The sequence below is a fragment of the Thioclava atlantica genome (assembly GCF_000737065.1).
Classification (GTDB): domain Bacteria; phylum Pseudomonadota; class Alphaproteobacteria; order Rhodobacterales; family Rhodobacteraceae; genus Thioclava; species Thioclava atlantica.
Window position 1 is genome coordinate 66,352 of record NZ_AQRC01000006.1, and the last position, 21,797, is coordinate 88,148.

At 66.0% G+C, this 21,797-nt stretch carries 18 protein-coding genes and 1 tRNA gene; 9 read left to right on the plus strand and 10 right to left on the minus strand.

Features of this window, described 5'->3' with window-relative positions; genetic code table 11:
• Positions 1-50 precede the first annotated feature (50 nt).
• The 9 genes from DW2_RS09025 to DW2_RS09065 all read right to left on the minus strand — a co-directional run bounded on the left by DW2_RS09025 (position 51) and on the right by DW2_RS09065 (position 6,956).
• On the minus strand, positions 51-515 hold the full coding sequence (locus DW2_RS09025; protein WP_038145612.1) for a PTS sugar transporter subunit IIA: 465 nt from the start codon (positions 513-515) through the stop codon (positions 51-53).
• Between the two features lie 35 nt (positions 516-550).
• Positions 551-1,126, minus strand: coding sequence for a ribosome hibernation-promoting factor, HPF/YfiA family (hpf, locus tag DW2_RS09030; protein WP_038145613.1), 576 nt, complete (start codon positions 1,124-1,126; stop codon positions 551-553).
• Positions 1,127-1,396: 270 nt separating this feature from the next.
• On the minus strand, positions 1,397-2,176 hold the full coding sequence (gene lptB, locus DW2_RS09035) for an LPS export ABC transporter ATP-binding protein (protein WP_051855746.1): 780 nt from the start codon (positions 2,174-2,176) through the stop codon (positions 1,397-1,399).
• On the minus strand, positions 2,176-2,670 hold the full coding sequence (gene lptA, locus DW2_RS09040) for a lipopolysaccharide transport periplasmic protein LptA (RefSeq protein ID WP_038145615.1): 495 nt from the start codon (positions 2,668-2,670) through the stop codon (positions 2,176-2,178). The genes lptB and lptA overlap by 1 nt, the downstream gene beginning before the upstream one ends.
• Before the next feature lie 13 nt (positions 2,671-2,683).
• Complete coding sequence (locus DW2_RS09045; RefSeq protein ID WP_038145617.1) at positions 2,684-3,280, minus strand: hypothetical protein; 597 nt, start codon at positions 3,278-3,280, stop codon at positions 2,684-2,686.
• Positions 3,280-4,236 carry a KpsF/GutQ family sugar-phosphate isomerase gene (locus DW2_RS09050; protein ID WP_038145619.1) on the minus strand — a complete coding sequence of 319 codons (957 nt, stop codon included), beginning with the start codon at positions 4,234-4,236 and terminating at the stop codon, positions 3,280-3,282. The genes DW2_RS09045 and DW2_RS09050 overlap by 1 nt, the downstream gene beginning before the upstream one ends.
• Positions 4,217-4,831: a ribonuclease D gene (locus DW2_RS09055; RefSeq protein WP_038145621.1), complete on the minus strand. Its 615-nt coding sequence runs from the start codon at positions 4,829-4,831 to the stop codon at positions 4,217-4,219. The genes DW2_RS09050 and DW2_RS09055 overlap by 20 nt, the downstream gene beginning before the upstream one ends.
• Positions 4,832-4,977: 146 nt before the next feature.
• Complete coding sequence (locus DW2_RS09060) at positions 4,978-6,315, minus strand: sensor histidine kinase (protein WP_038145623.1); 1,338 nt, start codon at positions 6,313-6,315, stop codon at positions 4,978-4,980.
• The gene (locus DW2_RS09065; RefSeq protein WP_038145625.1) at positions 6,312-6,956 is read right to left on the minus strand and encodes a winged helix-turn-helix domain-containing protein; all 645 of its coding nucleotides are present in this window, start codon (positions 6,954-6,956) and stop codon (positions 6,312-6,314) included. The genes DW2_RS09060 and DW2_RS09065 overlap by 4 nt, the downstream gene beginning before the upstream one ends.
• Positions 6,957-7,128: 172 nt before the next feature.
• Between DW2_RS09065 and DW2_RS09070 the strand changes: the two genes are divergently transcribed.
• The 4 genes from DW2_RS09070 (at position 7,129) to DW2_RS09085 (ending at position 12,563) form a co-directional block, all read left to right on the plus strand.
• A complete protein-coding gene (locus DW2_RS09070; RefSeq protein WP_038145628.1) occupies positions 7,129-7,599 on the plus strand; it encodes a DUF2271 domain-containing protein in 471 nt (156 codons plus the stop codon).
• A gap of 8 nt (positions 7,600-7,607) precedes the next feature.
• Entirely contained in the window at positions 7,608-9,797 is a 2,190-nt protein-coding gene (locus DW2_RS09075; RefSeq protein ID WP_038145630.1) for a PepSY domain-containing protein, read from the plus strand.
• Positions 9,778-10,752 carry an FAD:protein FMN transferase gene (locus DW2_RS09080; RefSeq protein ID WP_202900106.1) on the plus strand — a complete coding sequence of 325 codons (975 nt, stop codon included), beginning with the start codon at positions 9,778-9,780 and terminating at the stop codon, positions 10,750-10,752. The genes DW2_RS09075 and DW2_RS09080 overlap by 20 nt, the downstream gene beginning before the upstream one ends.
• Positions 10,753-10,910: 158 nt before the next feature.
• Positions 10,911-12,563 carry an FAD/NAD(P)-binding protein gene (locus DW2_RS09085; RefSeq protein ID WP_081874923.1) on the plus strand — a complete coding sequence of 551 codons (1,653 nt, stop codon included), beginning with the start codon at positions 10,911-10,913 and terminating at the stop codon, positions 12,561-12,563.
• A 166-nt stretch (positions 12,564-12,729) separates the two neighbouring features.
• Here DW2_RS09085 and DW2_RS09090 read toward each other — a convergent pair.
• Positions 12,730-12,814, minus strand: a tRNA-Leu gene (locus tag DW2_RS09090).
• A gap of 161 nt (positions 12,815-12,975) precedes the next feature.
• On the opposite strand from DW2_RS09090, the gene DW2_RS09095 reads away from it, so the two are divergent.
• From DW2_RS09095 to gltB, 5 genes are all read left to right on the plus strand, one after another.
• Positions 12,976-13,962: a complex I NDUFA9 subunit family protein gene (locus DW2_RS09095; protein WP_038145631.1), complete on the plus strand. Its 987-nt coding sequence runs from the start codon at positions 12,976-12,978 to the stop codon at positions 13,960-13,962.
• 51 nt (positions 13,963-14,013) lie between these two features.
• Entirely contained in the window at positions 14,014-14,811 is a 798-nt protein-coding gene (locus DW2_RS09100) for an undecaprenyl-diphosphate phosphatase (RefSeq protein WP_038145633.1), read from the plus strand.
• Between the two features lie 218 nt (positions 14,812-15,029).
• Complete coding sequence (locus DW2_RS09105) at positions 15,030-16,463, plus strand: NAD(P)-dependent oxidoreductase (RefSeq protein WP_038145635.1); 1,434 nt, start codon at positions 15,030-15,032, stop codon at positions 16,461-16,463.
• Between the two features lie 37 nt (positions 16,464-16,500).
• Positions 16,501-17,259 (plus strand): hypothetical protein, encoded by a 759-nt coding sequence (locus DW2_RS09110; protein ID WP_202900107.1) that lies wholly within the window; start codon positions 16,501-16,503, stop codon positions 17,257-17,259.
• Entirely contained in the window at positions 17,256-21,794 is a 4,539-nt protein-coding gene (gene gltB / locus DW2_RS09115; protein WP_038145638.1) for a glutamate synthase large subunit, read from the plus strand. The genes DW2_RS09110 and gltB overlap by 4 nt, the downstream gene beginning before the upstream one ends.
• Positions 21,795-21,797: the final 3 nt, after the last annotated feature.

The following is a 21,797-nucleotide window of genomic DNA, read 5'->3' on the forward strand; positions in this document are numbered from 1 at the left end:
GCGCGCCGGACGGGCCGGCGCGCTGATCTTTTCACCATATCCGCTCGGGCTCAGGCTGCCTGACGGCTCTGCGCCTCGGTCAGCACCGCATGGAGCGCCGCCGGATCGGTATTGGCGCGCAGCTTCTCGCAGGTTTCCGGATCGCGCATGGTGCGCGACACGAGGGCGAGCGCCTTGAGATGCTCCACCCCGGAGTCCTTGGGCGCGAAGAGCGCGAAGACCAGATCCACCGGCAGCCGGTCCACCGCGTCGAAATCGAGCGGTTTCTCGAGCCGCAGGAAGACGCCCACGACCTCGTCGAGATCGTCGAGCCGCGCATGCGGAAGCGCGACGCCATGGCCGACACCGGTCGGGCCGAGGCTTTCACGCTCCTGCAGCGCGTCGACCGTCTGCGCGGCGTCGAGCCGATAGATCGACCCCGCGATGTCACCAAGATCCTGGAACAGGCGTTTCTTGCTGGTGACGTTAGACAGCACCTTGACGGCGCCGGGAGCGAGCAATTTCGAAAGGTCCATATGTCTCGTCTTCTCCGCGCCGTCAGCGTCGGCGCTCATTTGCTGTTGCGCGGGTCGATCCAGCCGACATGCCCGTCGTCGCGCCGATGCACGACATTGACCCCGCCATGTTTCTCGTTGCGGAAGACGAGCAGGGGAACATTCGACAGCTCCATCTGCATGACCGCTTCACCGACCGAGAGCGTGGGAACCTTGGTTTCCATCTCGGCCACGATCATCGGCGCACCATTCGCGGTCTCGCCGGTTTCGTCATCCTCTTCCGCGGCGAGCACATACAGCCCCGCAGCCTCGAATTCAACAGGTTCGCTGCGGTCGCGATGATGATCCTTCAGCCGACGCTTGTGGCGGCGCAGCTGCTTGTCCATCTTTTCGCGCGCGCTGTCGAAGGCGGCGTAGATTTCCGTGGCCTGGCCCTTGGCCGAAGCGGTCAGCCCGGTCGAGAGGTGAACGGTCGCCTCGCAGAGGAAGTTATGCGCATCGCGCGAGAAGGTCACCGTGGCATCGGTCGGGCGCTGCATGTATTTCTCGACGACCTCGCTCAGCTCCGTTTTCACATGGGATTGCAGGGCCTCCCCGACATCGAGCTGCTTGCCACTGATCTGGTAACGCATGGATTTCCTCCTTCACGCATTGGGCCGTGAGACCCCAGCCTCCACGGGCAGGGTTTCCGGCCGGTTAAATCTTTCATAGGGAGCGACGCGGTTGATCCTGCCCGGGCCCTCTTTCGGGGACCTGACGCACGCTCTTGCCGAGGAGAACCCGATCGGCGCGTGCTGGTGATGGGGGCAACGATCACGCATTTGACTCATATTTGGGTACGGAACCGAGGGGGTGTCAACGGGTCACCGTGACCCGTTTGCGAATCCGCTCTCACGCGTCGGTCAAAGGATGCGGAAATGCTGCCCCAGATAGACCCTGCGGACATTTTCGTCCTGCACGACTTCCTCGGTCGTGCCCGACATCAGAACCTTGCCATCATGCAGGATATAGGCGCGATCGACGATTTCGAGGGTCTCGCGCACGTTGTGATCGGTAATCAGAACCCCGATGCCGCGATCCTTGAGCTGGCCGACCAATGCGCGGATCTCCGCGACCGCGATCGGGTCGACCCCGGCGAAGGGTTCGTCGAGCAAGAGATATTTCGGATCGGCCGCGAGACAGCGTGCGATCTCGCAGCGCCGCCGCTCCCCGCCCGAGAGCGCGAGCGCCGGAGCCTGGCGCAGATGCCCGATCGAGAAATCCCCGAGCAGCTCCTCGAGCCTCTCGCGCCGGGTATGGGGGTCGGGCACAGCGATCTCGAGAACCGCCATGATATTGTCCTCGACCGAGAGCCCGCGGAAGATCGAGGCCTCCTGGGGCAGGTAGCCGATCCCCAGCTGCGCGCGGCGATACATCGGCAGGCCCGTCACGTCGCGCCCGTCGATCATCACCTGACCGGCATCGGGGCGGATCAGCCCGGCGATATTGTAGAAACAGGTCGTCTTGCCCGATCCGTTCGGCCCGAGCAGCGCGACCACCTCGCCGCGCGACAGTTCGAGCGAGACGTCGCGAATCACCGGGCGACGGCGATAGCTCTTGCGCAGGCCGCGCACGACGAGCCCGCTTTCTCCCGCGACCGGCGTCAGAGCGGTCGTCTCCGGAACCGTGCCCTGCTCCGCCATTACTGGCCCCCGGTGCCCGGTTGCAGGATGGTGCGCACGCGCCCGTCCATCTGGCCGGTGCCGCTGCGCAGATCGACCTGCAGACGGTTGCCCGACATCACGTTCTCGCCCTGCGTCAGCACGACCTTCCCGGTCATCACGACGGTTCCGGCGACCACGTCATAAGTCGCTTCCTGCGACTCGGCAGCATCGGTCGGCGAGACGAGCGTCACCCCGCCCGTCGCGTGCAGCTTCGAGATCTTCGACCGGTTCGGCCCGTCATAGAGCACCTCGACCTGCGCCGCCGCGAGTTTCATCGTGCCCTGGGTGACCCGGACATTGCCCGAGAAGACGGCCTGGCCGTTTTCCTGGGTCACCTTGAGACTGTCCGCGACGATCTCGACCGGCGCCGACTGGTCGGCGCGGATCCCCGCGAAGGACAATTGCTGGGCCACCGCGAGGGCTGGCAGGAAAATCGCCATCGCCACCAGGGCGGTAAATCGCGCTCGGAACATCACACCCTCACCTTCATGGCTGATATATCAGCTTCACGCCTTCGTTGAAAACAAGATCATGCCCTTTGCCATCTTCGGTCGGCGTCATCGTCATCGCGCCGGCATCGAGCGTGCCGAAGGGGGCCTGCCCCTGCACCGGGCCGGGCGATATCATCGTCCCGAGTGCGGTCTGCAGGTCGATCAGGTCGGAATGCATCCGGTAGCCATCGGAGGTCTGCAAGGCGACCCCGCCCGAGAGCACGACTTTCGACTGATCGGGCCGGAACAGACCCTGTTTCGAATTCAGATCGGTCACCTTGCCGTCGCGCGTGGTGAGCTTCGCCGCGATCTGGTCGGCGCTCGCACCGTCGGTCGAGGTCGCCACGGTGCGGGCCTGCTGCGCCGTCACCGAAAGCGTCGCCCCGCTCCGCGTCATCCCGGCATATTCGGGGCGCGTCAGCGCGTTTTCCCGCGCGAGCTTCTCGACATCGACCTTGGCATAGGGAATCGCCGCGCTCGGGTCGATCCGGCGCGAGATCAGGAAGATCGTGGACAACAAAGCCAGCGCGATCAGCGGCAGGACGATCTTCGCCCAGCCCACCAACCGCGTATGGCTGTTGTCATAGGCCATCAGACGATCCCGGCCCTCATGCAGTCATGGATCTGCAGGAAGCCCACGGGCTGCTCGTTCTCGACCACGAAGAGACAGGTGATCTTGCGCTCGTTCATCTGAGCCACCGCGGCCTCGGCGAGCTGGTCGGGGCCGATCGTGCGCGGATGGGCGGTCATCACCTCGCTCACCTTGTGATCGAGCAGCCCCTCCATATGGCGCCGCAAGTCACCGTCGGTGACGATCCCGACGAGTCGCCCCTCGGCATCGGTCGCGCCGATCACGCCGAAGCCTTTCTGGCTCATCACCAGAAGCGCCTCGGGCATCGGCGTGTCCTGCGAGACCAGCGGCATGTCGCGATGCATCAGATCGGCAACTTTCGACAGCCGGGCGCCCAGCTTGCCGCCGGGATGGAAGGTGCGGAAATGCTCGGCGGTGAATTCGCGATGCTCCATCAGCGCCACCGCGAGCGCATCGCCCAGCGCGAGCGTCATCGTCGTCGAGGTGGTGGGCACCACGCCCGTCCCGCAGGCTTCCTCGGCCGCGGGCAGCTCGAGCGCCAGATCCGCCTGCCGCAACAAGGTCGAGCCGGGGCGGCTCGCCACCCCGATCAGCGGGATCTGGAAACGGCGCGTATGCGCGATCAGGTCGGCCAGTTCCGGGGTCTCGCCGGAATTCGACAGCACCAGCGCCAGATCGTCGCGCGTGACCATCCCGAGATCGCCATGGCTCGCCTCGGCGGGATGAACGAAATGCGCGGGCGTTCCGGTCGAGGCCAGCGTCGCCGCGATCTTGCGCCCGATATGGCCCGACTTGCCCATGCCCGAGACGATCACCCGCCCCTTGGTCTCGAGGATCATCTCCACAGCGCGGGAAAACGCGCCATCGAGACTCGCGGCCAGCGCCTTGAGCCCTGCCGCCTCGATCTCGATCACCCGGCGCGCGGTCGCGCTGTAATCAGTGGTGGAAGATGTCATTGGGCTCCTCCCATCCCAGCAGGTCGAGATGCGCGCGCGTGGGCAGGAAATCGAAACAGGCCTGGGCCAGATCCATGCGGCCTTCGCGCTTGAGGCGGATCACCAGCTCGGCCTTGATCTTGTGAAGGTAGAGCACGTCCGAAGCCGCATATTCCATCTGCGCGTCGGTCAGCTCCGCCGCGCCCCAGTCCGAGCTTTGCTGCTGCTTCGAGATATCGACGCCCGCGAGTTCCTGCACGAGCACCTTCAGCCCGTGACGGTCGGTGAAGGTCCGCACCATCTTCGATGCGATCTTGGTACAGAAGACCGGCCGGGTGAGAACGCCGAACGCGTTATAGAGCGCGGCGATATCGAACCGGGCGAAGTGAAAGAGCTTCTCGGTATTGCGGTCCTCGAGCAGCGCGCATAGCCGCGGCGCCTCGGTCTGGCCCTTCTCGATCTTGACCAGATGCGCATCGCCGTCGCCCGCGGAAAGCTGCACGAGGCAGAGCCGGTCGCGGCGCGGGTCGAGCCCCATGGTTTCGGTATCGATGGCCACGACGGGCCCGAGATCGAGCCCCTCGGGCAGATCGTTGTGATGCAGGTGGATCGCCACGGCTTGTCCTTCCTCGTCTTTCTGCCGGGGCATATAAGCGCTTTGATGCCCGGTTGCCAACGCGCGAAGCCCCGCATCGGCGCGCAATCCGCTCTGCCGATGCGCGATCTTCCGCACGCGCCCGCAAACCCGCCCGCAATCGGCGCTCAATGCGGGACGAACCGCGCCTCGAACCCGTCCGCGCGCCCGGGCGCCGGTGAATAGAGGCGCAGATCCGCCCCCGCCCGCTCGGCCACGACATGGACGATCGCGAGCCCCAGCCCGGTGCCGTCCCCCGCCCCGTCGCCGCGTGCGAAACGGTTCGAGAGCCGCGCCAGGTCCGCCTCCTCCACGACCTTGCCCTCGTTGCGCACGCTCAGGCTGCCAGTCGGAGCGAGGCTCACCTCGACCGGCCGGCCTTTCGCGCCGTGGCGCAGCGCGTTCTCGATCAGGTTGCGCGCGAGGATGCCGAAAGCGTCGGGATCGAGATCGGACATCACCGGCGCATCGGGCAGATCGAGCGAAACCGGGGCCGGGGCCCCTGCGCGGGTGAAATCCTCGACCACCACGCGCAGCACCATGCGCAGATCGCTCTCGCGGTCGAGCCGCAGCCGCGAGCCCTCGGCGCGTGCGAGTTGCATCAGCTTCTCGGACAGCGCGTTGAGCCGCTTGAGCGTCGCCTCGATCTCGTCCGCCCGCGCCGCCGCCGCCGGATCCGAGGTCTCGGCGCGCAGTCTCTGCGCCTGCGCGATCGCGCCCGCGACCGGCGTGCGCATCTCATGCGCGGCATTCGAGGCGAAGGCGCGCTCGGCATCGAAAGCGGCGCCCAGCCGTTCCATCAGCCCGTCGATCCCCACCACGATCGGAACCAGTTCCCGCACCACCCCCTCGCTCGGAAGCGGATCGAGCCGGGTCGGCCCGCGCGCCTCGAGCTCCGCGCCCAGCCGGGCCACCGGCGCGAGCGAACGCCGCACCGCGAACAGGATCGCCGCCAGCGCGATCGGGATCACCAGCACCAGCGGCAGCGAAAGCCCCATCAGCATTTCGCGCGCGACGGCGTGCCGGTGCGACAGTGGCTCGCCCACCGTGATCGAGAAATCGCCACGCGGGGAACTCACCGTGTAGAAGCGGTGATCGGAGACCGTGGCGAACCCGTTCTTCGGCGCATCGGGGAACGGCATCGCGGCCGCCCCCGACGAGCGCAGAAAGACCTCGTCGTAGCGATTGCGCAGCACGAAGGCGAGCGCGTCATTGCCTTCGCGCAGGCGGCTCAGGTCGATCGCGTCATGGCTCTGGTCGGCATCATGCGTGCCGTCGTCGTCTCGCCTCTCATGGATGATGATCGGCAGGATACGCTCGGCTGTCGCGCGCATCTCGCGGTCGAAGACCTGCCCCATCTCGCCCGAAAGGAGGCGCGCGGTGATCCCCGCGGCGAGGAGCCACAGGATGGTGACGGCCGCGCCCGCGGCGAGCGCGACGCGCCAGGTCAGCGAGCGCACCTTCATCGCGCCCCCAGCCGATAGCCCAGACCGCGCTCGGTCACGATCACGTCGCGCCCGAGTTTCTTGCGCAGATGGCTGACATGGACCTCGATCGTGTTCGAGCCCACGCAATCGTCGTAGGAATAGAGCACCTCCTCGAGCTGCGGCTTGCTCAGGAGCTGGTTCGGCCGCTGAACGAAGGCTTCGAACAACGCCCATTCCCGCCCGGTGAGCGCGACCTTGCGACCGTCGCGCAGCACCGACCGCGCGGCGAGGTCGATCTCGAGCCCGCCCAGCGTGATGAGCGGGTTCGGATTGCCGGCATAGCGCCGCGCGACCGAACCGATCCGGGCCGAGAGCTCGGCCAGATCGAAGGGTTTCACGAGGTAGTCATCGGCCCCCGCATTGAGGCCCGAGATCCGGTCAGAGACCTGATCGAGCGCGGTGAGGATGATGACCGGGGTGACATCGCCGCGATTGCGCAGCTCCTTCAGGAAGGGCAGCCCCCGCCCGTCGAGCAGCACGAGATCGTAGCCCGAGCTGCGAAAGGCCGCATCGGCCTCGTCGAGCCGTGTCGCCCAGTCGAGCCCGTGGCCATCGGCCCGGATCTGGTCAGCCACGGCCGAGCCCAGCACCGTGTCATCCTCGATCAGCAGAATTCGCATCGCATCCCCTCGGCCCTCGCGCCGGCCGCCCGTCATGCTGCCACTTATAGCGCCGAACCTTAAGCCGCGCTGAAGCACAAGGCGAGAGCGCTTCAGGACACCTTCAGACGCACGCGCGAGAAGGGCTGCAATCGGAGATGTTCCGAACCGAGCAGAAAGAAGGATGCGACTCATGAAGAAGTTGATGGCCACCCTTGGCGTGACCACTGCGCTCACCCTGCCGGCGCTGGCGTCGGCGCAGACCGTGACCCTTCATACCCAGATGCGCAACTACTGGGGCAACCCCGCCTATCTCGCCTATTACCTGACCGATCCTCAGGGCCGTTACGTGCGCACGCTCTGGCTGGCCTATGGCGAGCGCCGCTACTGGCCGCACCTGATCGACTGGTATCGCGCGACGGGCGGGTCGCCCTCCGCGGTCGCGGGCGTGACCGGCGCCTCGGTCGGCTCGGGTCGCTCGCTCAACGTGTCGGTCGATCTCAAGCAGTCGCTGATCGACGCGGGCTATCAGATCCGGATCGACGCCGCGGTCGAAGGCATGCCCGAAAGCCCCAATGACGTGATCGTCCCGCTCAGCAGCAAGAATGCGGGCAAACCCGTCGCGGGGCGCGGCTATATCCAGTCCTTCAGCTTCAGCATGTGAGGTGAGCCATGCTGCGTGCGCTGCATCGCTGGGCGGGGCTTGCCGCCGCCATCGTCCTGATCGTCGTCTCCCTGACGGGCGTCGCGCTCTCGGTCTTCCCCGCGCTTGAAGGGTCGGGCGGCGGCGCGCCGAGCGATCTCGCGACGCTGGTAAGCCATGCCGAGACCGCGATGCCCGGCCTGAGCCAGATCGAGCGCAAGCCGGGCGGCCAGGTGATCGCCACCGCCTTCGGTCCGAACGGCTTCCAGCGCTCGCGCCTCGATCCGGCGACCGGCGCGGTGATCGGGCCCTATGCTCCGTCGCGGATCGAGACCTGGCTGGTCAATCTTCACCGGGCGCTGTTTCTTGACAATCCGGGCCGCCTGATCGTGCTCGCCGCGGCGGTAGCGATGGCGCTCCTGATCTTTTCCGGCTACGCGGTCGCCGCGCGGCGCATGGGCGGCTGGCGCGCGCTTTTCGGCACGGTGCGCAACCGCTCCGCCAATGCCTGGCATCTGCGGATCGCGCGGGTCGCGGGGATCGGGCTCATCGTCTCGGTCCTGACCGGACTGACGATGGGCGCGGCCACCTTCAACCTCGTTCCGGTCACCGACCCGATGCCCGCCTTTCCCGCGCAGGTCGCCTCCGGAACACCCCTGCCGCCCGCCACGATCCCGAGCCTGCGCACCATTCCGACGAGCGATCTCGTGAAGATCTCGCTGCCGCGGCAGGGCGATCCGAACGGGCTCTACCAGATCGAGACGCAGGCCGGAGCCGGCTATATCGACCCTGTTTCGGGCCAACTCGAGGGTTGGGCCCCGCGCGGGACGCTGTCGAAGATCATGGGCTGGGTGCGGATGATCCATACCGGACAAGGCGCGGCCTGGCTGGGCCTACTCCTCGGTCTGTGCGCTCTGGCCGTTCCGGTCCTGAGCGGCACCGGGCTCGTCGCCTGGCTCAAGGGACGCAGCTCGCGCCAGAAGGGCAGCGCCTCTGCCCGCGACGCCGAGATCATCCTCCTCGTGGGCTCCGAAAGCGGCACCACCTGGCGCTTTGCCGAGGCCGCGGCGCGGGCGCTGCGGATGGCGGGCAAGAGCGTCCATCTGGGCGAGATGCACAATTTCGACCCGAGCCGCTACCTTGCGGCCGAGGCGATCCTGCTCTTCGCGGCGACCTCCGGCGATGGCGATGCGCCCGAGGATGCGCGCGGCTTCCTCGGCCGGCTCAGGGCATTGCCGCGCCCGCCCAGCGCGCCGCTCGGGCTTCTGGGGTTCGGGGACAGCTCCTATCCGAACTATTGCGGTTTCGCGGCGAAGATCGTCGATGCGGCGCGGGACCTGCGCTGGAAGATGCTGCTCACTCCCGGCGGCGTGGACCGCCAGTCGGAACGCGATGCCGCCGACTGGGTGAAGGCGATGGGCCATGCGCTCGGGCTCGAACTGCATTTCGCGCTCGCCCCGCCCCGGACCCGGACGCTGAGGCTGATCTCGCGGCGCGATTACGGAACGGACATGCAGGCGCCGACCTCGATCCTGCGCTTCGCGCTGCCGCGCCGGTCGCTGGCCGACCGGCTGCGCGGGCGGGGTTTCGCGGGCTTCCAGGCAGGCGACCTGCTGATGATCCATCCCGATGGCGCGGGCAGCAGGCCCCGTTCCTATTCGCTCGCAAGTTCGGCGCGCGACGGTTTCGTCGAGATCTGCGTGCGCTCGCAGCCGGGCGGGTTGGTCTCGCCCTGGCTGACTTCGCTGGAACCGGGGGCGCAGGTCCGGGCCTCGCTCGCGCCCAATCCGCGCTTTCGCGTCGCCTCGGATGACGCGCCGCTCATCCTGATCGGGGCGGGGGCCGGCGTCGGCGCGCTCGCGGGCTTCGTGCGCGGCAATCGCCGCAAGCGCGACGTGCATCTCTATATGGGTTTTCGCGCCCGCGAGAGAGAGATGCCCTATCACGACGACCTCGCCCGGTGGCAATCGGAGGGCAAGCTCACCCGCCTGATGACCGCCAGTTCGCGCAGCCGTCCGGGCCGCTATGTGCAGCATCTCCTGATCGAGGATGCCGAACAGGTCGCCCATCTGATCGCGCAGGGCGCTCGGGTGATGATCTGCGGCGGGCGCGACATGGCGCATGGCGTGGGCCATGCGCTGGCCGAGGCGCTGGCCCCGCTCGGGCTGGACCCCAACCAATTGCGGCAGGAGGGACGCTATGTCGAGGATGTCTTCTGAATTCGGCCTGATCCGGCACACGCTCAGCGGGCCGGTGATGGGCACCCGCTGGCAGGCTCTGTTTCACCTGCCCGAAGGGATTTCGGCCGAGCCCGTGCGCGCTGCGATGGAGGTCGCGGTGCGCCGGGTCGACGCCCAGATGTCGGCCTGGATCGAGACGTCCGATCTCAACCGTTTCAACCGCACCGCGCCCGGCATCTGGGTCGACCTGCCGCCCGAGATGATGGCGGTGCTCGATCTGGGGCTGACGGTCGGACGTCTCTCTCGCGGCGCTTTCGACATCGCCCTGGGTTCCGTCACCCGTGCCTGGGGCTTCGGACCGGACCCCGCCGACGGCTCGGCGATCCGTGACGAGATCACGGGCGGGCGGCGCCCACCTGGACATGAACTGGTCGAGCTAGATCTGCCCAACGGACGCGCCCGCGCCCATGCACCCCTTGCCCTCGATCTCAACGGGATCGCGAAAGGCTTTGGCGCCGACCGGCTCGCCGAGGCGGCCCGGATGCAGGGTATCTCGGCCGGTGTCTTCGGAATCGACGGCGAGTTGCGGGTTCTCGGAAGCCGCCCCGACGGGCGCGGTTGGCCGATCGTGCTGGAAAAACCCGATTACGAGATCCGCGACGGGTTGAAACTGATCGAGCTGGAAGCGGCCGCGATCGCCACCTCGGGCGATTACCGCCACTGGGTCGATCTTGGGGAGACCCGCCTGCCGCATACGATGGACCCGGCCCGGCGCGCACCGCTGCCCGAAGGCCCCGCTTCCGTCACCGTGATCGCAAATGCCTGCGCCGCCGCCGATGCCTGGGCCACGGCCTTCACCGTGCTGGGGGAGCGCGCGGGCGGCGAGATCGCGCGGGATCTCGGGCTCGAGGTTCTGTTCCTGCGCCGGGATGGCTTGGGCGGGTTCACCGAAACCTTCATCGAAGGCCGCAAGACCCCGGTTCGGCGGCACTGACCCAAAGGCCTGACATCGCAAGGCCAGAAAAGCTCCGCGCCTCGCACCCCTCATGAAGAGACGGAACCGAACCGGGATCGCATCGGTTCAAGTGTTCGGGAGGGAATGTGAGGTATCGGACCTCCGGACCTCCGCTCGATGAACTTGAGGACATCCGCATGGGCAAAGCTGGGATGCGTGCCAGGCAGGGCGAGCCCGTCGGGCATGTCGGTGGCGCGCCACCGGTGCGGCGAGGGAATGCTCCGCTTGCGACAGTGGCCTTGATCGGGGGCGGGCCGACGGCAATCTACGCGCTGCGCCATCTGCTCGATGCACCCTTCCCTCTCGATATCCATGTCTTCGAGCGGGACCGCGAAGTCGGTCCCGGCATGCCCTATCGCGAAGAGATCAACACCAGTGAGATGCTCTCCAATATCGGAAGCCGCGAGATCCCGCCGGTGTTGCAGACATTGGTGGAGTTCCTGTCGGACTGCGACACCCAGACCCTAAGCGAATTCGGCCTTTCGGAGGAGGAAATCGGCCCCGAAACCTTCTTTCCCCGTCTCGTCCTGGGCCGCTACTTCACCGCTCAGCTCGCGGCGCTCGTCGCGCGGGCGCGCAGGCTCGGGCACCGTGTCGAGGTCCGTTCGCGCTACACGGTGAGGGATATCGTGCCAGGCCCCGAGGGAACGGAGGTCTCGTGGCAATCTCCCTCCGGGGATGGCACGGCGCGCTATGACCATGTCGTCGTGGCGACCGGGCATCAATGGGCGGACAGGGTCCACAGCTCGGGCGTGACCCTTCACGCGCCCTGGCCCGCCAAAGCGCTCAGACGGTTCATCGGGTGCAAGGTCGGGATATTGGGAAGCTCCCTGACTGCGATCGACACGGTTCTGGCCCTGGCCGTGTTCCACGGGACCTTCGTCGAGGACGGCGAGGATGTGCGCTGGGACCCGGCCCCGTCCGCCGAGGCGTTCCGGGCGGTAATGATGTCGCGGCGGGGCCTGTTGCCGGATGCAGACTGGTATTACGAATTGCCGCTTCCGGGTCTCCCGAGCTTTGATGAAGACGCGGTCTCCAGGGAAATCGCGCGCGGTCCGAAGAACCTCCTGGCGCGCTGCCACCGGATCCTTGCGAGCGACATCGCGGCACTCGACCCGGACTACGCCCAGCGAACCTCTCCCGAGAAACTGGACGGGTTCGCCGACCGGCATTTCGCGGAGCGGATGAAGGGAGATCCCTGGGAGGTTGCCCGCTCCCTCGTGGAAATCGCATCGGTTCAGCGTGAGGCGCGCACCGCCGACCCCTGGCGCCCGGCGCTGCTGAAGGCGCATGAGATCTATGAGCGGATCATCCCGCATCTGAGCGCGCAGGAGCGGGAGATCTTCTCGCGGGAGCTGAAACCGGTCTTTGCCGACATCTATGCCTCGGTCCCGCACAGGTCCATTCGCCGCATGCTCGCCCTGCATGAGGCAGGGGTTCTGGAGCTGACGCGGCTCGGCTCCGACTACACGATCAACCCGCGCGGCGCCGGCGTCCTCGTCGAGGGCGCTTCGGGGGCGCTTTTCGTCGACGCTCTCATCGATGCGCGCGGGCAAAGAGCCGCGGACCTCTCCGGCCTGAAGTTCCCGACCCTCGCGGCAATGGGAGAATTCGACCCGTCGACCCTCTCCATCCGCGTCCCGGAAGGGTGCCGGGGAACGATCACATGCGTCGCGATCCCGGTGCTTCTTCCCAGCAATCCGTTCGTGCAGGGACTGGAGCGGGCACGCGATCTGGGCCGATTGGCAGCGGAGCGGATCATCGGCGAAGAACGCGATGCCGTGTCCTGACCCCGGCGGGCGCGACACGTCGCCACCGGTGCCGCATTTTGTCGCGGGGCCGCCCGCCTCATGGCGACCCGGTGCTGCGATCGAATGACGACTGTTTAGCGCAGTTCGGAGCCAGGAAAGAGAAAAGCCCGGAAAACCGAAGTTTTCCGAGCTTTTCGCTGGTATTTGGTGCCCAGGAGAGGACTCGAACCTCCACGCCTTGCGGCACACGGACCTGAACCGTGCGCGTCTACCAATTCCGCCACCTGGGCAGGTGTCGTGGAGCGCGATTTACAGAGGCGTGCAATAACTGTCAACGGGGATTGGCGCGAATTTTTACCAGCCCCCCCGTTCACGGGTCTTTGCCCTTGTTCCAGCAGGGTCTTGGGAGTAATCAAGAGGCGAAAAATCTCGGAAGGAAAGGCCTCTGCCCATGTCGAAGCTGGTCACGATTTACGGCGGTTCGGGGTTCGTCGGGCGCTATATCGCGCGACGTATGGCAAAGGACGGCTGGCGCATCCGCGTCGCCGTGCGGCGGCCGAATGAGGCACTTTTCGTCAAACCTTACGGCGCGGTGGGCCAGGTCGAGCCGGTTCTGTGCAACATCCGCGACGATGCCAGCGTGCGCGCGGCGATGCAGGGCGCGGATGCGGTGATCAACTGCGTGGGCCTGCTGGTGAACGAGGGCAAGAACACCTTCTCCTCCGTGCAGGAGGCCGGTGCCGGGCGTGTCGCGCGGATCGCCGCGGAACTGGGCGTGCCGAAACTGGTGCAGATCTCGGCGATCGGCGCCGATCCCGAAAGCGAGAGCGCCTATGCCCGCACCAAGGCCGTCGGCGAGAAAGCCGTGCTCGAGGCCTATCCGCAAGCGGTGATCCTGCGCCCCTCGGTGATCTTCGGCAACGAGGACGGGTTCTTCAACAAATTCGCCTCGATGGCGCGCTTCTCGCCGATCCTGCCGATCACCGGCGGCCAGACCAAATTCCAGCCGGTCTTCGTCGATGACGTGGCCAAGGCCGCGGTGAAGGCCGCCGATGGCGAGGTCGCGCCGGGGATCTACGAACTGGGCGGACCCGATGTCGAGACCTTCCGCGACCTGATCGACAAGATGCTCGGGATGATCAATCGCCGCCGCGCGGTGATTTCGCTCCCGCGCGGGATCGCCTCGTTGCTGGGTGGCGTCTTCGATCTGGGGCAAGTCGTGACCGGGGGGCTTTTCGTCAACCGCATCCTGACCCGCGATCAGGTGAAGAACCTCCAGAAGGACAATGTCGTCTCGGAGGGCGCGAAGGGCTTTGCCTATCTCGGCATCCAGCCGGTCGCGCTGGAGGCGGTGCTGCCGGGCTATCTGTGGCGCTTCCGCCCCCACGGGCAATATGACGCGATCAAGGCCTCGGCGAAGAACCTTCGCAAGATCTGAGATCCGCGGCTGGCCCGCGACCAATTTCCATCCTGAACGGGGCGAGCATTCGTGACCTATCTCAATGATGTCGTGCTCGGTGTGATCGAAGGGATCACCGAGTTCCTTCCCATTTCCTCCACCGGCCACCTGATCCTCGCCGAACATTGGCTCGGCACGCGGTCCGACACCTATAATATCGTGATTCAGGCCGGGGCGATCCTCGCGGTCACGCTGATTTACTGGCGGCGTCTGATGGAGCTGCTGTTTCACTGGCGCGAACCCGCGAACCGCGATTATCTCCTCAAGCTGACGGTGGCCTTCGCGATCACAGCGGTTCTGGGCCTGATCGTGAAGAAGATGGGCTTCGAATTGCCGACCACGATCCAGCCGGTGGCCTGGGCGCTGGTGATCGGCGGCATCTGGATGCTGTTTGCCGAGCAGGTCGCCGACAGGCAGCGCGACAACAGCGCGATCCTCTGGCGGGTCGCGATCGGGGTGGGTCTGGCGCAGATCGTCGCGGGGATCTTCCCCGGCACCTCGCGCTCGGCGGCGACGATCTTCGTCGCGATGCTTCTGGGCACCTCGAACCGGGCGGCGGCGACCGAGTTCGCCTTCCTCGTCGGCATCCCCACGATGTATGCGGCGAGCGGCTACGAACTGCTCAAGCAGATCACCCACGGCAACGGCCAACCCGAGAACTGGGGCTCGCTCGGCATTGCCTTCGTCGTCTCGACCGTGACCGCCTTCGTCGCGGTGAAATGGCTGCTCGGCTACATCCAGGGGCACCGCTTCACGATCTTCGCGGTCTACCGGATCCTGTTCGGGGGGCTGTTGCTGACTCTTCTGGGCACCGGTGTGGTAAGCTGAGGGGGTTCGAATCGATCAACTCGGGCCTGCCGACGCCAATTTTTCAACGGCGCGGCGAGGTAAAGGTAACGCGAGTTGACCTATTTTTTGCGAAAATGGTGCGGCCGCCCACACCTTTCGGCCAAAAATCTGACATTTAGGTCAGTTGTGCTTACTTTTATTGCCCTGAGAAGCGGTGTAGCAATGCGCACCCACGGTTCACTCAGGGAGGCGCCGACATGGCCAAGCAACCGATGCTCAAATTCGTCCACACGGCGAAGGAGATGCCTCAGAAGCGGGATGCAGATGTCCGCTCCCATGATTTCAACGAGATCTATCGCGAATTCGCCGACGAGAAGGCGAAGGAACAGGCGAGCCGCTGCAGCCAGTGCGGCGTGCCCTATTGCCACACGCATTGCCCGCTCCATAACAACATCCCCGACTGGCTGCGCCTGACCGCCGAGGGTCGTCTTCAGGAGGCCTACGAGCTCAGCCAGGCCACCAACACCTTCCCCGAGATCTGCGGCCGGATCTGCCCGCAGGACCGCCTGTGCGAAGGCAATTGCGTGATCGAACAGTCGGGCCACGGCACCGTCACCATCGGCGCGGTCGAGAAATACATCACCGACACCGCCTGGGACATGGGCTGGGTGAAGCCGATCAAGCCCGCCACCGAGCGCGCCGAGAGCGTCGCCATCATCGGCGCGGGTCCGGGCGGCCTTTCGGCGGCCGACGTGTTGCGCCGCGCCGGCGTGCAGGTCACCGTCTACGATCGCTACGACCGCGCGGGCGGGCTGATGACCTATGGCATCCCCGGCTTCAAGCTGGAGAAGGACGTGGTGATGAACCGCGTCAAGCAGCTCGAAGAGGGCGGCGTCGAATTCGTGCTCAACTGCAATGTCGGCACCGACATCTCCTTCGACGCGATCCGCGGCAAGCATGACGCGGTACTCATCGCGACGGGCGTCTACAAGACGCGCGAGTTGACCGATCCGGGTGCGGATGCCGCGGGCATCGTGCGCGCGATCGACTACCTGACCGTCTCGAACAAGCTCAGCTTCGGCGATGACGTGCCGGAATTCGAGGACGGCACGCTGAATGCGGAAGGCAAGCGCGTCGTCGTCATCGGCGGTGGCGACACCGCGATGGACTGCGTGCGCACCGCCATCCGCCAGGGCGCGACCAGCGTGAAATGTCTCTATCGCCGCGACCGCGCGAACATGCCGGGCTCGCAGCGCGAAGTGCAGAACGCCGAGGAAGAGGGCGTCGAATTCGTCTGGCTCTCGGCGCCCGCGGGCTTCTCGGGCGATCCGGTGCAGAAGGTCCTGGTGCAGCAGATGCGTCTGGGCGCCCCCGACGCCTCAGGCCGGCAGCGTCCCGAGAAGATCGAGGACGGCATCTACGAGGAAGAGGCCGATCTGGTGATCAAGGCGCTTGGCTTCGAACCCGAGGATCTCGCCGGCCAGTGGCAGGCGGACGATCTCGAAACCACCCGCTGGGGCACCGTGAAGGCCGAGTTCGGCACCCATGCCACCTCGATCCCCGGCGTCTATGCGGTGGGCGACATCGTGCGCGGCGCGAGCCTCGTGGTCTGGGCGATCCGCGACGGTCGCGAGGCCGGCGGCTCGATCCTGCGCTACCTCGACAATGTCGCGGCGGTCGCGGCGGAGTAATCCGCCCCTGCCTCTTCTCGAAAGGATGGATCTGGCAATGTGGTCGAAGACGATCGGCACCGCGATCTGGGGGGCGCTTCTCGGCGCTCTGCCCGCGCACGCGGCCGATTTCGCGCCGCCCGCCGGTTGCGAGGTCTTCATGACCGTGCAGATGCACAATTGCCAGGTCGCCAATCACTACCGCTGCGCCGCAGATCCCGCCGGCGATCAATGGGCGGCCTATAGTGATGGCAACGGGCTCTATTACGTGAGCCATATCGACGGCGAGACGCGCTGGCTCGAGAGCCTTGCAACCGAGACCGGCGAGGTCGAACTGCTCGACACTGCCGCCTCGGGCGATCTTCCCTCCTTCTCGACGCTCCTTTCCACTGGCAAGGACGATTACGATTTCGTCACGCGGAGCAATTTCGGCGAGAGCCGGCGCTATCGCGGGACGGACCGGCTCACCGGCAAGTCGATCAAGATCGACGATGTGCTGCTCGAGACGATCAGTTTCGAGCTGCGCGAGGAGACCGGCGCGGGCGAGCCGATCTCGAACCGCTCCGGCACGCAATATATCAGCCGCAAGGAGCGCCTGTTCCTCAGCGGCCCCGAACGCTTCGAAAGCGCCGATGGCGAGGTCGCGACATTCGACGACAGCCCCGCGCGTTTCGATTTCCCCGGCGATCCCGGCTTTTCCAGCCAGACGCCGGAATATGACTGCGACATGATGATGACCGGAGCGCCCGGGGCGGCGCAGACCCTGATCCGGTTCACCCCGAATTCCCGCTCATTCTCCAAGGAGGCACTGAGATGACCAAATATGATGAAGCCTGGGTGGCCGCCGAGGAAGCCAAGCGCAAATGGATGGACGAGAACTCGCTCTGGAAGGAAGAGGACGAGAAGGCCTCCTGCGGCGTGGGCCTCGTGGTCTCGCTCGACGGCAAGGCCTCGCGCAAGGTGGTCGAGCACGGCATCGACGCGCTCAAGGCGATCTGGCATCGCGGTGCCGTCGACGCCGACGGCAAGACCGGCGACGGGGCGGGCATCCACGTGCAGATCCCGGCGCCCTTCTTCTATGACCAGATTCGCCGCACCGGCCACGAGCCGGACATGGAGAAGATGATCGCGGTCGGTCAGGTCTTCCTGCCGCGCACCGATTTCGGCGCGCAGGAGCGCTGCCGGACGATCGTGGAATCCGAAGTTCTGCGGATGGGCCACTACATCTACGGCTGGCGCCACGTGCCGGTGAATACCGAGGTGCTGGGCGAGAAGGCCAACGCGACCCGTCCCGAAATCGAGCAGATCCTGATCCGCAACGACAGGGATATCGACGACGAGCAGTTCGAGCGCGACCTCTACATCATCCGCCGCCGCATCGAGAAAGCGGCGATCGCGGCACAGATCAACGGGCTCTACATCTGCTCGCTGTCCTGCCGTTCGATCATCTACAAGGGGATGATGCTGGCCGAGCAGGTCGCCGAGTTCTATCCCGACCTCAAGGATGATCGGTTCGAGAGTGCCTTCGCGATCTACCACCAGCGCTATTCGACCAACACCTTCCCGCAATGGTGGCTGGCCCAGCCCTTCCGGATGCTCGCCCATAACGGCGAGATCAACACGATCAAGGGCAACAGCAACTGGATGAAGAGCCACGAGATCCGCATGGCCTCGTCGGCCTTCGGCGAAGGCGCCGAGGACATCAAGCCGATCATCCCGGCCGGCGCCTCGGATTCCGGCGCGCTCGATGCGGTGTTCGAACTGATGGTGCGCTCGGGCCGCAACGCGCCGATGGTGAAGACCATGCTGGTGCCCGAGCCGTGGTCGAACGCGATCGACAACATGCCCTCGGCCTGGCAGGACATGTATGCCTATTGCAACGCGGTGATGGAGCCGTGGGACGGCCCCGCCGCGCTCGCGATGACCGATGGCCGCTGGGTCTGCGGCGGTCTCGACCGCAACGGGTTGCGCCCGCTGCGCTACGTCATCACCGGCGACGGCCAGCTGATCGCGGGCTCGGAGGCCGGCATGGTGCCGATCGACGAGGCCACCGTGGTCGAGAAGGGCGCGCTCGGCCCGGGCCAGATGATCGCGGTCGACATGAAAGAGGGCCGCCTCTATCACGACGTGGAAATCAAGGACAAGCTGGCCGCCAGCCAGCCCTTCGGCGAATGGGTGAGCAAGGTCACCGATCTCAACGCGCTTCTCGCCGATGTGCCCGAAGAGTCGAAATTCTCCGGCGGCGACCTGCGCAAACGCCAGATCGCGGCGGGCTACTCGATCGAGGAGATCGAACAGATCCTCTCGCCGATGGCCGAGGACGGCAAGGAAGCGATCGCCTCGATGGGCGACGACACCCCTCCGGCGGTTCTCTCCAAGCAATACCGCCCGCTGAGCCACTTCTTCCGGCAGAACTTCAGCCAGGTCACCAACCCGCCGATCGACAGCCTGCGCGAAAGCCGCGTGATGTCGCTCAAGACGCGCTTCGGCAACCTCAAGAACGTGCTGGACGAGGACAGCTCGCAAACCGAGATCTGGATCCTCGAAAGCCCCTTCCTCGCGAATGCCGAATTCGAGGTGATGCTGAAGCAATTCGGCGAGCAGGTGACGATGATCGACTGCACCTTCCCGGCTGATGCCGATCAGGAAGCGCTGCGCGAAGGTCTGACCCGGATCCGCCTGGAAGCCGAGGATGCGGTGCGCTCGGGCGCGCTCCATATCGTGCTGACCGACGAGGGGCAGGACGAGGGCAAGGTCGCGATGCCGATGATCCTCGCGACCTCCGCCGTGCATAGCTGGCTCACCCAGAAGGGCCTGCGGACCTTCTGCTCGATCAACGTGCGCTCGGCCGAGTGCATCGACCCGCATTACTTCGCGGTGCTGATCGGCGCGGGCGCGACCACCGTGAACGCCTATCTCGCGCAGGACACGATCGCCGACCGGATCAATCGCGGCCTGATCGAAGGGTCGCTCGTCGATGCGATGCGCCGCTATCGCGACGCGATCAATGCCGGCCTTCTCAAGATCATGTCGAAGATGGGCATCTCGGTGATCTCCTCCTATCGCGGCGGCCTGAATTTCGAGGCCGTGGGCCTGAGCCGCGCGATGGTGAACGAGTACTTCCCCGGCATGCAGAGCCGGATCTCGGGGATCGGTCTGCACGGCATCCAGCACAAGCTCGAAGAGGTTCATGCCAAGGGCTGGAAAGGCGGTCAGGACGTGCTCCCGATCGGCGGCTTCTACAAGGCGCGCCGCACCGGCGAGGCCCATGCCTGGGGTGCGCAGTCGATGCATATGCTGCAATCGGCCTGCAACCGCGCGAGCTACGATCTGTGGAAGCAGTATTCCGCGATGATGCGGGCGAACCCGCCGATCCATATCCGCGACATGCTCGACATCAAGCCGCTGGCGAAACCGGTGCCGATCGAGGAGGTGGAATCGATCACCTCGATCCGCAAGCGCTTCGTCACCCCGGGGATGTCGCTCGGCGCGCTCTCGCCCGAGGCGCACAAGCTGCTCAACGTCGCGATGAACCGGATCGGCGCGAAATCGGATTCGGGGGAAGGCGGCGAGGATCCGGCGCATTTCGTGCCCGAGCCCAATGGCGACAACCCCTCGGCGAAGATCAAGCAGGTGGCCTCGGGTCGTTTCGGTGTGACCGCCGAATACCTCAACCATTGCGAAGAGCTTGAGATCAAGGTGGCCCAGGGCGCCAAGCCGGGCGAAGGCGGCCAGCTTCCCGGCATGAAGGTCACCGACCTGATCGCGCGGCTGCGTCACTCGACCAAGGGCGTGACGCTGATCTCGCCGCCGCCACACCATGACATCTACTCGATCGAAGACCTCGCGCAGCTGATCTACGACCTCAAGCAGATCAACCCGAAGGTCAAAGTGACGGTGAAGCTGGTGGCCTCCTCGGGCGTCGGCACGATCGCGGCCGGTGTCGCGAAGGCGAAGGCCGACATCATCCTGATCTCGGGCCACAATGGCGGCACGGGTGCGTCGCCCGCGACCTCGATCAAATATGCGGGTCTGCCGTGGGAGATGGGTCTGACCGAGGCGCATCAGGTGCTCGCGATGAACAACCTGCGCGAACGCGTCACCCTGCGCACCGATGGCGGGTTGCGTACGGGCCGCGACATCGTGATGGCGGCGATGATGGGGGCCGAGGAATACGGCATCGGCACCGCGGCGCTGATCGCGATGGGCTGCATCATGGTGCGTCAGTGCCAGTCGAACACCTGCCCGGTGGGCGTCTGCACGCAAGACCCCGAGCTGCGCGCCAAGTTCACCGGCACGGCGGACAAGGTGGTGAACCTGATCACCTTCTATGCCCAGGAAGTCCGCGAAATCCTTGCCTCGATCGGCGCGCGTTCGCTCGACGAGGTGATCGGGCGTGCCGACCTGCTCCATCAGGTCAGCCGCGGTTCGGCGCATCTCGACGATCTGGATCTCAACCCGCTCCTGATCACCGTCGATGGCTGGGACAAGATCGTCTATGACCGGTCGAAGCCGCGCAACTGGGTGCCCGACACGCTCGATGCCGAGATCATCCGCGACGGTGCACGCTTCTTCGAGGATGGCGAGAAGATGCAGCTCTCCTATGCGGTGCGCAACACGCTGCGCACCATCGGGACGCGCGCCTCGAGCCATATCGTGAAGAAGTTCGGCATGAAGAACGCGCTTCAGCCCGACCATCTCACGGTGAAGCTGACCGGGTCCTGCGGCCAGTCGCTCGGGGCCTTCGCGGCGCCGGGGCTCAAGCTCGAGGTTTCGGGCGATGCGAACGACTATGTGGGCAAGGGCCTGTCGGGCGGCACGATCGTCGTGCGTCCGCCGATGGTCTCGCCGCTCGACGCCTCGGAGAACACCATCATCGGCAATACCGTGCTTTACGGGGCGACCGACGGGTATCTCTTCGCGGCAGGCCGCGCGGGCGAGCGTTTCGCGGTGCGCAACTCGGGGGCGAAGGTCGTCGTCGAGGGCTGCGGTTCGAACGGCTGCGAATACATGACGGGCGGCGTCGCGGTGATCCTCGGCTCGATCGGGGCGAATTTCGGCGCGGGCATGACCGGCGGCATGGCCTATCTCTACGATCCCGAAGGGGTTGCCGAGGACATGATGAACCTCGAAAGCCTCGTGACCTGCGGGCTCGGCCATGCGCATTGGGAGGCCCAGCTCAAGGGGCTGATCGAGCGCCATGTCGCCGAGACCAACTCGCGCAAGGCCAGCGAAATCCTTCAGCACTGGGACACCGAGAAAGCCAATTTCCTGCAGGTCTGCCCGAAGGAAATGCTCGTCCACCTGCCCTACCCGCTGAGCGACGAACCCCAGGCGGTTCCCGCAGAGTAAGGA